The organism is Fischerella sp. JS2, from assembly GCF_032393985.1.
Classification (GTDB): domain Bacteria; phylum Cyanobacteriota; class Cyanobacteriia; order Cyanobacteriales; family Nostocaceae; genus Fischerella.
This window is the reverse complement of the sequence record NZ_CP135918.1, coordinates 2361354-2375342: the sequence shown is the minus strand read 5'-3', so window position 1 is coordinate 2375342 and position 13989 is coordinate 2361354. Positions and strand designations below refer to the sequence as shown.

Annotated in this window: 10 protein-coding genes; 5 read left to right on the top strand and 5 right to left on the bottom strand. The window is 40.0% G+C overall.

The window, feature by feature from the left end; translation table 11 throughout:
- Positions 1-38: 38 nt before the first annotated feature.
- The 3 genes from RS893_RS09810 to thrS all read right to left on the bottom strand — a co-directional run bounded on the left by RS893_RS09810 (position 39) and on the right by thrS (position 2427).
- A complete protein-coding gene (locus tag RS893_RS09810) occupies positions 39-338 on the bottom strand; it encodes a type II toxin-antitoxin system RelE/ParE family toxin (protein WP_016866981.1) in 300 nt (99 codons plus the stop codon).
- The gene (locus tag RS893_RS09805) at positions 323-511 is read right to left on the bottom strand and encodes a hypothetical protein (RefSeq protein WP_009456103.1); all 189 of its coding nucleotides are present in this window, start codon (positions 509-511) and stop codon (positions 323-325) included. The genes RS893_RS09810 and RS893_RS09805 overlap by 16 nt, the downstream gene beginning before the upstream one ends.
- Positions 512-576: 65 nt before the next feature.
- Positions 577-2427 (bottom strand): threonine--tRNA ligase, encoded by a 1851-nt coding sequence (gene thrS, locus RS893_RS09800; RefSeq protein WP_315791008.1) that lies wholly within the window; start codon positions 2425-2427, stop codon positions 577-579.
- Positions 2428-2902: 475 nt separating this feature from the next.
- Between thrS and RS893_RS09795 the strand changes: the two genes are divergently transcribed.
- Together RS893_RS09795 and RS893_RS09790 are read left to right on the top strand one after the other, a co-directional pair.
- Positions 2903-3241, top strand: coding sequence for a DUF2605 domain-containing protein (locus RS893_RS09795; protein WP_315791007.1), 339 nt, complete (start codon positions 2903-2905; stop codon positions 3239-3241).
- 212 nt (positions 3242-3453) lie between these two features.
- Positions 3454-3783 carry a DUF2973 domain-containing protein gene (locus RS893_RS09790; protein ID WP_009456096.1) on the top strand — a complete coding sequence of 110 codons (330 nt, stop codon included), beginning with the start codon at positions 3454-3456 and terminating at the stop codon, positions 3781-3783.
- Between the two features lie 114 nt (positions 3784-3897).
- Here the strand turns inward: RS893_RS09790 and RS893_RS09785 are convergent, their stop codons facing one another.
- Together RS893_RS09785 and RS893_RS09780 are read right to left on the bottom strand one after the other, a co-directional pair.
- A complete protein-coding gene (locus RS893_RS09785) occupies positions 3898-6195 on the bottom strand; it encodes an amylo-alpha-1,6-glucosidase (RefSeq protein WP_315791006.1) in 2298 nt (765 codons plus the stop codon).
- A gap of 587 nt (positions 6196-6782) precedes the next feature.
- Positions 6783-7814, bottom strand: a complete 1032-nt coding sequence (locus RS893_RS09780; RefSeq protein ID WP_315791005.1) for a glycosyltransferase family 4 protein — start codon at positions 7812-7814, stop codon at positions 6783-6785.
- 1226 nt (positions 7815-9040) lie between these two features.
- Between RS893_RS09780 and RS893_RS09775 the strand changes: the two genes are divergently transcribed.
- The 3 genes from RS893_RS09775 to trpE all read left to right on the top strand — a co-directional run bounded on the left by RS893_RS09775 (position 9041) and on the right by trpE (position 13541).
- Positions 9041-11056 (top strand): DICT sensory domain-containing protein, encoded by a 2016-nt coding sequence (locus tag RS893_RS09775; RefSeq protein WP_315791004.1) that lies wholly within the window; start codon positions 9041-9043, stop codon positions 11054-11056.
- Positions 11057-11201: 145 nt separating this feature from the next.
- Entirely contained in the window at positions 11202-11633 is a 432-nt protein-coding gene (locus RS893_RS09770; protein ID WP_315791003.1) for a photosystem I reaction center subunit II, read from the top strand.
- Positions 11634-12020: 387 nt separating this feature from the next.
- Positions 12021-13541 (top strand): anthranilate synthase component I, encoded by a 1521-nt coding sequence (gene trpE, locus RS893_RS09765; RefSeq protein WP_315791002.1) that lies wholly within the window; start codon positions 12021-12023, stop codon positions 13539-13541.
- The last annotated feature ends 448 nt before the right edge of the window (positions 13542-13989 follow it).

The window sequence follows — 13989 nt, the reverse complement described above, 5'->3', positions numbered from 1 at the left end:
CTCTTGGGTTTTTTGATTTAACTCATAGGCAATCCTATTCAATCAATTTCAAATTTATCCAGTAGCTTCTTTCCGTAAATCACTGCGGCAACAGTAACAATATCTCCCTGAATACGATAGATGATTCTGTAGCTATATGCCTGATATTCTCTGATGTTATCGTTGCCAAATTCTGGTACAATACGACCGGAAAAAGGTTCTTTGCTTAAGTTGACACTTGTGTCAAGTATCTTTTTGACAACTGTTGCAGCATAGGAAGCCGAGTCACGAGCTATATATATGGCAATTGCTTCTACATCATCTAATGCTTTGGGAGACCATTCTACTTGATAAGCCATTTGTTCAATCGTTCTTCGGCCTCGTTTTGGGTTCTGGTTGCTTGATGTTCGGCCACTTCTAAACCGCGCCGGACTTTTTCAATGACGTACAAATGATATTGGACATCTTCTATAGAACAATTATCGGGTAATTGGTTCAAAAGAGATTGTATCTTTTGTTTTGTAGAACTCATAATGTAATTTCTAGTTAATTTATATTGCAATATAGTCAGGTGGGCAATACCCACCTAATACATTGTTAAAAATTCTCGAAGTTTGCGATAGCTTCCTTAATCTTATCTAAAACTTCGTCCACAGGCATAGCCCCCAATTCCCCATTTGCACGAGTGCGGATGCTTAAAGAATTGGTTTCGACTTCTTTAGCACCAATCACAGCCATGACAGGGATCTTTTCTTTTTCGGCATTGCGAATTAGTTTACCCAGGCGATCGCCACTGGTATCCACTTCTGCTCGAATACCTAACGCTCTCATTTTTGCTGCTACTTCTTTGGCAAAATCGAGTTGCACTTCACTAACTGGTAGTAATCTTGCTTGTACTGGCGCTAACCACAAAGGGAAATCTCCAGCGTATTCTTCGATTAAGATGCCAATGAGTCTTTCTAGAGAACCGAAAGGCGCACGGTGAATCATCACTGGACGTTTACGAGAACCATCTTCAGCGACGTACTCTAAATCAAATCTTTCTGGCAAGTTATAATCGACTTGCACCGTTCCCAACTGCCATTCTCTCTCCAAAGCATCACGGACGATAAAATCTAGTTTAGGGCCGTAGAAAGCAGCCTCACCAATTCCCTCAAAGTGATCCATTCCTAAAGTTTCGACAGCGCGACGAATGGCGCTTTCGGCTTTGTCCCAAGCTTCATCAGAACCTATGTATTTATCGCTAGCTGGATCGCGAAAACTCAGCCGTGCTTGAAAGTTCTGATCAAGTTTGAGAGTTTTAATCACAGACAAGATCAAATCCACCACGTTGAGGAACTCGCTGTCTAGCTGCTCCGGGGTAACAAATATGTGAGCATCGTCCTGAGTAAAGCCCCGCACTCGCGTTAAACCACCCAATTCCCCAGATTGCTCGAAGCGGTAGACAGTGCCAAATTCCGCCAACCGTATCGGTAACTCGCGATAAGAACGCAACTCGCTCTTATATATTTGGATGTGAAAAGGACAATTCATGGCTTTGAGAACAAAGCCTTGCTCATGGGCGGCTGCATCTTCGTTTTCTGCCATCATCGGGAATAAGTCTTCTTTATACTTCTGCCAATGGCCAGAGGTTTTAAATAAGTCGACTCTACCGATGTGAGGAGTGACAACTGGTTGATAACCACGTTTTATTTGTTCTTGCTTGAGGAAGTCTTCTAAAAGACTCCGCAGTAGGGTTCCTTTGGGTGTCCATAATGGTAATCCTGGTCCTACTAAATCGGAAAAGATAAATAATCCCAGTTCCTTACCCAGTTTGCGGTGATCACGTCGTAGTGCTTCTTCTTTACGCCGCTTGTACTCTGCTAGTTGTTCTGGGCTTTCCCATGCAGTACCATAGATGCGTTGTAGCTGTGCTTTGGTTTCGTCTCCACGCCAGTAAGCACCAGCAACACTTTCTAATTCAATGGCTTTTGGATTTAATTCCTTGGTATTTTCTAGGTGTGGTCCGGCGCACAAATCCCACCATTCATTGCCCAAGTGATAGATTGTAATCGGTTCTTCTTTAATATCCGCCAGGATTTCTAACTTATAAGGTTCGTGAATTTCCTTAATCCGACGTTCAGCTTCTTCTCGACTAACTTCTTCCCGGATAACTGGTAGTTTACGATTAATAATCTTATCCATCTCTTTTTTGATGGCTTTGAGATCCTTATCAGTAAAAGGCTCCGGATTATCAAAATCGTAGTAAAAGCCATTTTCAATCCACGGGCCAATGGTAACTTGCGCCTTGGGAAACAGCTTTTGCACTGCCATTGCCATCACGTGGGATGTAGTGTGACGAATTTTTTTTAAGTTTTCTGATTCGTTTGTACGCGGTAAATAAATTTTTTTCTCTGGCTGTTCTGATGGACTAGATCGTTCAGAAGGCGACATTGGCTGCTGATCCATTAGCGAAGTGATGGTTTATGAGTAATTTGCGACTGACATATATATTAGCGACCTTGAGAAATTAGGGTTCGGGGATCAGGGATTGGGGATCGGGCTTGGGGAATTAATTAGAGATGAGGGAATCAAGAAAAATAATAATTAAATAATTCCCGATCACCAATACCTTATCCCTGATCCCCGATCCGTCATCCCCAATTCATAGATAATTTTTTATATAAATTGAAGATGCTATGTTTTTGATCGTTATTACTTAATGTTATTTCTATTTTCCCTAAAGACTTAAGAAATATTTAAATACTTTGCTTGAATCTACCTTGAGGATAGGTACAAATAATATTGAATATATATATAATATTAATAAGTAGCACAAAACACATTTTTTTGAGAGATAATGGTATAATAAGCATCTTTTTAATGTTAAGAATCGTAAATAGCGTTAATATTAGTAAGAAAGTTAGAAATATGCTTGTCAATTATGCGAGACTCAAACTTATCAGAGCCTGAGTTGCTCAAGACAATTTTGCAACCACTACTGGATGATTTTCAGTATTGGTTTGTGCGATCACGTGATTTTCTAGAAACAGAGCAACTTAATTTTATGAGCACTCAAGAGCAATCTGCTTTGCTAGAGCGAGTTAAGCAAGCTCAAGAAGAGGTGAATACAGCCAAGATGCTGTTTACTGCAACAGAAGGACAAGTTGGAATTGATATGGCAACCTTAATGCCTTGGCATCAATTGTTATCAGAATGCTGGAAGGTAGCGATGTATTTCCGCACTGAAAACCCAAGCTCACAACAGCAAGATAACAGATAAATTCTTGAAGCGAATCAAACCCTTGATAGGATTTCTGACTTAAGAGAACCATGTAATTTATTATACAGCGCTTTTTGATTCCCAGATTAAAACCGCAAATATAGGCGTAAGAACAGAGTTTTTCCTATTTGCCATAGTTTTCAATTCAAACTAGGCAGAACAAATCATTGTTATAAATGCTTTTAAAAATTTTGCCTCTGGAGGAAAATCCGATGTTACATCTGCTTTACATTCTGGCTTTTACAATTCTTGCTTGTATAGCTGTTGCGAATTTAATTCGCAATTTAATCATGTTCAGCTTTGATCGAGACCGGAGTTATCCAGCGAGGTACTCGTCAATGGCAAATCAAGGTAACTATCCCTATGTAGCATCTAGAAGAGCATTTACACCTCATCCAGAATTATTAGATGATTCTGGCAACATCATCAAAGAACCCTTGTTAGTAATGCGTTCGATCAACGTCGATGATGCCCGTCAACAACTTGATGCCCTTTACGAATCTTCACCAGGACAAAAAAGCGAAACCCAAGAAGAAGGCTGAAGGATGAATGATAAAAACTCAAGGATGAAGGATGAAGGATAAAAACTCAAGAATGTAAAGATTGAAATTAACACTTCACACTTCATACTTCACCCTTCATACTTCATCCTTCAATTAGGCTTCGATTACTACTCGGAGGTTTCCGCGTTTCTTAGCAACACGGCAAGCTGTGGTATTACCGGAACGCTCGAATTCTAAATCAAGGATGGTAGGGCCGACTCGCAGGTTATGCAGCGATAGGCGATTAATTGACTCAGGCAAAGCGGGGTCGATGATTCGTAAGCAGTTATTTGGTGCATCTGGGACTAGATTCACCATCATATGCAGCAGCTGAAAAATACTGCCAGTAGCCCAAGCTTGGGGTGTACAAGCCACAGGATACTGTACAGGGGAACTGTCATCACTGATGCGCTCGAAACCGCAAAATAATTCTGGAGGGCGATGATAGGGCTGCTTTTTAGTCATGTCGAATAAACCCTCAAAAAGTTCCAAGGCTTGATCAACTAAACCAAGCGATCGCAATCCCATCGCAATCAAAGAATTATCATGGGGCCATACAGAACCGATGTGATATCCCATCGGATTGTAAGCAGGTGACAAACTGCTAAGGGTGCGAATACCCCAACCATTAAACATATCAGGTGCGCGCAGTCGCTCTGCCACACTATAAGCTTTTTCTGGTGTAAAAATACCCAAGTGTAGACAATGCCCAGGATTTGAAGTAATACTGTCTACCTGTTTACCATCTCCATCTAAAGCTAAAGCACAGAAATCTTGGTCTTCCATCCAAAAATCTCTGTTGAACCGCAGCTTCAGATTTCTGGCTTCTTCCTGCCAACGATCTGATAAATCCAGCCGCTTCTTCATTCTAGCAATTTCTGCCAAGCGCATTTTAGCTGCATAGACGTAACCTTGCACTTCACAAAGAGCGATCGCTCCGTTAGCTAATTCACCTTTACGATTGACAATACAATCACCAGAATCTTTCCAACCTTGGTTAGCTAAACCACGTCTAGATTTACGTTGATAGCTGAGGTAGCCAGTGGCTTTCATGTTGCGATCAATCCACTCCATCGCCGCCAATGCATTCGACCACAGATTTTCTAGAGTTTCTGTATCATGTGTCCATGCATAGTACTCGGTGTATAGCATCAACCACAGAGGAGTAGCATCAACAGTACCGTAGTAAGGAGTATGGGGAATTTCCTGGCATCTAGCTAATTCTCCTAACCGTAGCTCGTGTAGAATCTTACCTGGTTCCTCTTCGCGCCACTCATCCTCGACTTTACCTTGGTATTGAGACAGGAGAATCAGAGTTTCTTTAGCAATTTGGGGATTTAACATCAAGGTTTGGGAAGCTGTAATGATAGAATCCCGCCCGAATAGTGCTGAAAACCAAGGTACTCCCGCCGAAACAGTCTTATATTTACCAAAAGACTGACGCAACAAATACATATCTTCCTCGGCCCGTTCAATTACACGATTGACAGCACCTTTTTCATCTGTGCGAATACGTGTAATTTCTTGCACCCAGTTTTGCTCTTCCATTGTCTCAGCAGCTTTTGCTTGACTCAAGGTTACAGGAGCGCTAACAGTAGAACTGGGCTTATAATTGGTGAGCATATTCACTCGATAGCCCAATTTTTGCTTCTCATGGGATGCTAACTCTAACTGCCAAATTGCTGTGTAACCTTTGAAGTAGTCTGGTAGCCGATGCTGAAAATTTATGCGAGATTCCATTACCAAGCCATCTACACCCTGGTAAGCCAGTGTTAAAGATTTGTCAGTAGGTATAGCAGGGTGAAGTTTGGGAGGCGAAGCACCATCCAGAGAAACTACCGTGTCTTCTATAAATGTCGGCTCTACGAGACGTAAAAGCTTGCCTTGCTTTTCTCTGCCAAAGCCTCTAACTTCAAATAAATCTACAAAATCAGCATCAAAGCTGATACTAAGTTCAAAATTGATTGTACTTGTACTATAATTAGATACTTCTAATTCTTCAAACAGGGCGCCATTTAGCACTATTTCTCGGCGAATTCCCACTGTATCAGCTTGGAGGCGATCATCAACTCTCGGATTAGTACATAAAACTGACAGTGAAAAACCTTTATCAGCAGTACTACTTAACAAAACAGGCGATCGCCCGTCAATTTGCAACTCTAAACGGCTCAAAAAGCGCGTATCAGCACAAAATAGCCCCATACTAGGGTTGCCATCAGCGAGTGAACATGCAGAAAGATTACCTAGAGTATCTGTAACTAAAAATAAGTCGTCATCTTTAACCGTAAGTGTTAACTGTGGTCTTTCACTAATTACACAAGGCCATTCAGGTATAGGTAGTAACTCTGCGGGGACAAAAGTTTTTCCGTCCAGGAAAATCCTCTCCGGTGTCATCAATATATCCGGTGTCATCAGCCAGTATTCCGTGTACAAATCTACATTTTTTTAGGTCAGTTCAGCGTCAACAGGAAAAAAGACGCTCTAGCAAAACTTTGTGAGCTTTGTTACCAAAGATAAATGATAATCACATTTAGCTAGTGGATAGAAACACATCAAAGTTAGATTATTAAATCTTTATAATTCTAATGTGAATTAAAAATTTGCGTAGATAAACACAAAATACAGGAACTTTTTTTCGTTATTTTGATTTACTTTTTGAATTTTTGAGCAATTAACTTTAAAGGTAATGGGTAATTGGTAATTGGGGTATTTGGGGTATTACTTAATAATTGCAATGGTCAAATACATTTCCTTGAGAGCATGGCAATGAGAATACAAAGTGATTATCCGGACTTAATATGACACCAATATGAACAGAATGCGATAACTATAAATATTTATTATAAATTTATTAGTTTAAATTTTAAAAAATAATACTTTTTTCCAAAATCATGCGCTAGTTTAGCTAGGACGGTAATTTTGTCTAATTATATTTCAAGGTAGGCTGAACAGCCTACCCCGTAATTGAATTAAACTACTAAAATTATTCCTAGCCAATCTTAGATTTGAGCAAGTACCATTTCGTAAGCCCTTTCATATTGATCGGTCATTGTTTCAACGCTAAAGCGACTAACAACATATTCCCGACAAGTTTGACGGTCTAGTTTCATCGCATCCGGAATGACTTCAATCATTTGTTCGAGGCAACCACATACAAAACCAGTTTTACCGTGGGCTATGACTTCTGGTACTGAACCTAGATTCATGCCAATGACGGGTGTACCTGTTGCCATTGACTCAATCATTACCAGACCAAAAGGTTCACGCCAAGTAATGGGGAACAAAGTTACAGTTGCGCCACTTAAAAGTTTTACTTTGTCTTCGTGGGAAATTTCACCCAAATACTGAATTTGTTCGCCGTCAATCAGTGGTTTGACTTGCTCGTGATAATATTTTTGGTCAACAACATCAACTTTACCAGCCATCTTTAGAGGTAGGCCTGTCGCATGGGCAATTTTAATTGCTTCTATGGGTCCTTTTTCTGGAGAAAGCCGTCCCACAAAAGCAAGGTAAGCAGGTTGTACAGGTTCACAATTGAAAGGGTAAACAGCTGTATCTATGCCGTTGTAGACGGTGTGGATGTAGTTTAATCCTAAACGTGGCTCTCGCTGTGCTTGACTAATACTAATGAAGGGTTGCTGAGCATAGCGCCGATACATTTTTTCATTATCTGGCGTGAAAATCCCATGCATCGTATGAACTGTGGGTGTTTTGACAAAACTGGTGTAAGGCAGAACAGAACAACCAACGTGGGAGTGAATTATATCGAAATGATGTGCGTTTTCATAAACTTCAGCCAACGACATCTGCTCATAAATGATTGGCTCTTTAACGCTAGGATCGAGCCGTAAAGCTTTGTCATGGACTGAGTAAAGCTTTGCTTTAGTAATTGAGTCACCAGAAGCAAACAAAGTAACATCATGACCACGTCGAACTAATTCATCCGTCAGCAACTTCACAATTAGTTCAATACCGCCATAACGAAAGGGGGGAACACGCTCCCACAAAGGGGAAATTTGAGCAATTCTCATGTTTCACCTAAACATGTCAATGTCAGCATATTTGTCCGCATAATTGTGAACGATGCTAGTGCGATCGCAACAAACCAACATATTTTCACAAATCTTAGGACAAACACACTTTATGTTCAATGCTGCTAATCTTGAGGACAGAAACAAGTTAAACCGCTTCTCGTATCTTCAAAAAATTTGTATCCTGCTATTTCTCTCCACCAAGATTTTTACTATTACCAGTAGTAATTGCAGACTTAAAATGCTTGACGTGAGACAAACTTGAATTGATTACATAATTTTAAGATTTTTGACAGTATTATTTTTGATCACAAATTTATATTACATTAACTAGTTACAATTAGCAATATACTTATATATAATAAATACGTTTATACAAATACTAATTATTTGTTTAGCAAGCTGGGATAAAGTAAACAAATACACATAATAACTACTAGAATTTTAAACTTAAAAGCTAGATTTAGTAAGAATCTTACTCTTATAATATCTGTAATAAAATCATAGTATTAATTATATTTAGATATAATTTTGAAAGGAAAAACAGTCAGTAAAATTACGCTTTTTGTGTAAAATAAATATCTATTAAATGTTGAATTTTTATGACATTGAGACTATTTTGCAGATGATTTTATTTTTTGGATTTATATATTCCTTGGCGACCTCTGCTTTGTTACTTACATCAAGAATAATTTGATTAGAGAAATTGCTTCTATCAAAAGTGAGAAATTTGTTAACAAGATATAAGTAAATAGGAAAAATTTATAAATTTTATCTACTTTGACTAAGATTACAAATAAATTAATATTATTTAGATATAGTTACAGACTTTATAAAAATTAACAATATTTGAGCTAAATAAATATAGACTGCCATTGGCTCTAGCAGTATAAACAATGTTTTGAAAAATTGTGGAAGTTCAGATGCTGAAAAGCAGGTTTAAAAAGTATTAAAATTTCATGCTAGAGGCTGATAGCAAAGGTAGGCAGTATTATAAAAAGTAGACTTGAAGAACTGAGTGTGTTTTCCTTACTTATCTAATAGGCTTAAAAACAGCTAATTTCTTGTTTTGAGTTCTGCCTCCACTATGTGGCGTCAGTCTGCTGGCAGTAGTTCACCATTCTTTACATATTGCAACGATATGCTTGATTGGAAAGTTCGTTGTAATTTGTACAATGCAGCTGTGACGTGAATTATGTCCAGATTGTGGCTTCTTTAGGACGTTCATGAGCATTTCAACTTCCGTGCTGATTGATTTGCTACAGGCTATACCCCACCTGCGGCCCCAACTATACTTCAAAGCTTCGCTAACGGCGTTGTCCCATGCGATGGAGGATCAGGTTTTAGCTGCTACTCTCGAGCAGCCCTTGGTTATTGCTAGCTTTCAAAGAGAGCGATTTTATCGCCAGGAAGCTCATCGCTATCAGCGGCTTGCTCAACGAAGTAACCAGGTATACGTATTAGCTGCGCCAGAAACTGATTTTACTAACAGCTCGGAATTTTATGAAAAGATAGCTTTTGAGGCAGACGATGCTCTCAGTCAAGAGTGGCATCTGGTGGTCATAGCCCAAAACTATGCCACTTGTTTAGTTTGCCGGGAAAGTCTTGGTTCTTTAGCCAAAAACATTCGACTAAGAGAATTAAGTCCTAGTCTGGATATGGACGCAGCGCGAAGATTTGAAGGAATTTGGACGGCGGAACGGGGAGTAAGCCTGCAAGCTGCCGAACTATTGTTGCAGAGGATTTTAGTTTATAGACCAGAGTTAACAGAGAAAATCGAGCAAGCCCGCCAGCGTTTTGGTATCGGGGGACGTAAGAAGATTACTTCAAATGCAAAGCAATTACTGAGTGAATATGCCTGCGATATTGACACCGATCCATTTGTGCAACGTTTGGTGACTTATTTGCAAGCGAGTCAGTACAAATTGCATAAAGCCTACCGTTCCATCTCCGCCCAAGCACGTAAAGAAAGACTAGTTAATTCAATTAGTACTGCGATTAGGCGATCGCTTGATCCTCAAGAAATCCTCACAGTAGCAGCCCAAGAACTAGGACAAAACTTGGGGGCTTGTCGCTGTTTGATTTACCGCGCTCAAGCTACAGATGCTCAAGCGATCATTGAACACGAGTTTTTAAGTCCTGGTGTTTCATCTTTTTTGGGACAAACTTGGCCCTTAGAAAACAATCCTCTGTTCCAAGAAGTGGTAATCCAGAGTGAAGGCGTCCGAGTTGTAGATACTCTTAATGACTCGCGGGTAATTAACTCGAAAGCACTGTGGCATATTGTAGAGAGATATGCCATTCGCTCTTGGCTCATGGAACCAGTACTTTTTCAAGGACGACTGTTGGGCATTGTAGAATTGCACTATTGTGGCGAAACTCCCCATGATTGGCATCCTGGAGAATTAGATTTGGTAGAAGCGATCGCCACTCAAATAGGGGCAGCTCTGATTCAAGCCGAAGCTTACGCCAACTTAGAAGAATTTAATCGGCAATTAGAAGCCTTAGACCGTACACGTACCAACTTGATTGCGATCACAGGTCATGAATTGCGTACACCTCTGTCTACAATTCAAGTGTGCTTGGAAAGCCTTGCTACAGAACCGGATATGCCTCTAGAATTGCGACAGGTGATGCTCAACACAGCTCTTTCTGACTCCGAACGGATGCGAAAACTCATCCAAGATTTCCTGACGCTTTCCAACTTAGAAAGTGGACGAGTAGAATGGCATCCGGAGTCATTAACTTTACAAGAGTGTGTAGACCTAGCACTTAGTCGTCTTCGCACTCGTCTAGCAGGGGATGAAAAATTGCCCCAAATCACAACAGAATTGGCAAGCAACCTGCCTTTAGTCAGGGCTGACGGTGATTGGTTGGTAGAGGTGATAGCAAAACTCGTAGACAACGGTTGCAAATTCACACCACCAGACGGGCAAATTACCATTAAGGCTATTCGCAATAATAGTAAGATGGTCGAGGTGACTGTGGCAGACACAGGGCGAGGTATAGAACCTAATCGTTTAGAAGTAGTTTTTGACCGTTTTTATCAAGAAGAGGGAGCTCTCAGACGCAGTACAGGTGGTACTGGTTTGGGCTTAGCCATATGTCGTCAAATCGTCAATGGCTGGGGTGGTGAAATTTGGGCAGAATCACAGGGTAAAAACCAGGGTAGTCAGTTTCATTTCACCATACCCATTATTGAGGGAAGTCAGGAAAAAAGACCATCAAGACTCAAGGGTTAGTAGTTTATTGTTGATTGCTCTTTACTACTATCCACTAACCACTAACCACTATCCACTAACCACCAACTGTTACAGTTCCTTACACAATCGCAATATGTCCCCATCAGCGGTGTTACGATGCCGTAAAAACGTTGAGAGACGCTTTATGGCAGAAACACTTTCTGGACAAACTCCGATCTTTGGCGGCAGCACTGGTGGCTTGCTCAAAAAAGCAGAAGTCGAAGAGAAATACGCTATCACTTGGACTAGCCCAAAACAGCAAGTTTTTGAAATGCCTACTGGTGGCTCTGCTATTATGCGGCAAGGACAAAACTTGCTATATTTAGCTCGTAAAGAGCAAGGTATCGCTCTAGGTGGTCAACTTCGGAAATTTAAAATCACAGATTACAAAATTTACCGGATTTATCCCAACGGCGAAACAGTTTACATTCATCCAGCTGATGGTGTCTTCCCTGAGAAGGTTAACCAAGGCCGCGAGAAAGTAAGGTACAACGATCGCAGAATCGGTCAAAATCCCAGTCCTTCTAAAGTCAAATTCAGCGGCACAGCTACCTACGACGCTCCTAATTCACAATAAATTAGGGAAATATCGCAATTTCGTTAGTTTTGCTGGTAATTGTTAATGGGTGATGGGTAATTGGTTTTTTCATTACCGATTACCGATTACCCATTACCAGCCTACATGACAATATTAAGTATTCAAACGGACACAATATTATTTGTTTTTGAGAATAATTAAGAATTAATAAATAAAGTAGTATAAGTTCTGAAGTATAAAATATAAAACCTATCGTCCCCTACAGTTAGCCGCTTGTAGGGTTAATGTTATTTTCTAGCTTAGCTTCAGTGTTAAATTCCCAAATTTAAGTACCATTACAAAATTAACTACACATAATCGCGATGAAAACAGGGCATAATCACACCCTGTTCCCCATTCCCTGTTCCCTTTATTTGATTATTTATTATGATTTTTCCTGATTTTTCTCAGTTCTCCGAACTAGCTAAAAATGGTAACTTTGTCCCGGTGTATCAAGAATGGGTTGCAGACCTAGATACACCAGTTTCTGCTTGGTATAAAGTGTGTGCTGGGCAACCTTATAGTTTTTTGCTGGAATCGGTAGAAGGTGGAGAAAAAATCGGGCGTTATAGTTTATTGGGTTGCGATCCGTTATGGATTTTAGAGGCAAGAGGCGATCAGACTACTCAAATGCACCGTGATGGTTCTCAGGTTCTATTTACAGGTGATCCATTTGCAGCTTTAGCCACATGTTTGGAACCTTTTTATCCAGTAAAATTACCCCAGCTACCACCAGGAATTGGTGGTCTATTTGGGTTTTGGGGTTATGAATTAATTAATTGGATCGAACCACGTGTACCAATTCATATACAAGATGACCGTAATCTTCCTGATGGGGTTTGGATGCAGGTAGATCATCTGTTAATTTTTGACCAAGTCAAGCGGAAAATTTGGGCTGTGGCTTACGCGGATTTGCGTACTCCAAATATGGATTTACAGACAGCTTATGAAAAGGCTTGTTGTCGTGTTACTCAAATGGTCAACAAGTTATCTCTGCCCTTATCAGCGCAAAATACTTTACTGGAATGGAAACCCCCTGCAAGTAAGAGAGTAGGAGAAGTAGGAGTAGAGGAGTATAAGAGTAATTTTACTCGTGAGGAATTTTGTAGCAGCGTTAAAAAGGCAAAAGAGTACATCAAAGCCGGCGATATCTTCCAAGTTGTAATTTCCCAGCGCTTATCGACACAATACACTGGTGATCCTTTTGCTTTGTATCGTTCCCTGCGTCAAATTAATCCTTCTCCTTACATGGCTTTTTTCAACTTCCAGGATTGGCAGATTATTGGTTCGAGTCCCGAAGTGATGGTAAAAGCCGAACGTGATCCACAAGGGGATTTACTAGCTACAGTGCGCCCCATTGCTGGTACTCGCCCACGGGGTAAAACAACCCAAGAAGATATAGTCCTAGCAGATGATTTACTCAAAGACCCCAAAGAAATAGCTGAACACGTCATGCTTGTTGACTTGGGGCGTAATGATTTAGGGCGCGTGTGCCAAAGCGGTACGGTGAAAGTTGACGAGTTAATGGTAATTGAACGCTACTCCCATGTTATGCACATTGTCAGCAATGTGGTGGGTAAATTAGCACCTGGTAAGACAGCGTGGGATTTACTCAAAGCTTGCTTTCCCGCCGGAACAGTTAGCGGCGCACCCAAAATTCGCGCAATGGAGATCATCAATGAATTAGAACCTAGTCGGCGCGGTGTATATTCAGGTGTTTATGGATACTATGATTTTGAAGGGCAATTAAATTCTGCGATCGCTATTCGGACAATGGTTGTACGTCATAATACAGTTTACGTTCAAGCAGGCGCGGGTTTGGTAGCTGATTCAGAGCCAGAAAAAGAGTACGAAGAGACTTTAAATAAAGCTAGAGGATTGTTAGAAGCAATACGATGTTTGCGCTAAACTGAACCATGCGGAAGAAGAACAAAAGGTTGTATAAATTTTCATAAATTTTACTTCCGCAGTGCGATCATTATCATATCCTTTATAAGGATGTTCGTTAAAATAACACTAAAGTAATAGCCTTTAACATCTACCATCTTTTATTTTTAATTTGTTTATACTCCACAATCAAAACCAAAAAATACTTTTAGACTGTGGATAACAAAGTTGATTGTAATTAATGATATTTGCTCAGTTAGACGATTTCGGTTTCATCAAGTCATTGATACCAATAGTAATTTAGTACATTAAGTACATTAAGTACTTAATTAGAAGAATTTTATGTCTAGTGATTTTTGAGAATTAGTATTAGATAATACCTGCAAAAAGAATGCAACACATGAATAATAAAGTTCATGAAAGTGCGTCCATAAGTTTTTATTGGATGCGCTAAATTTTAGCAAACACC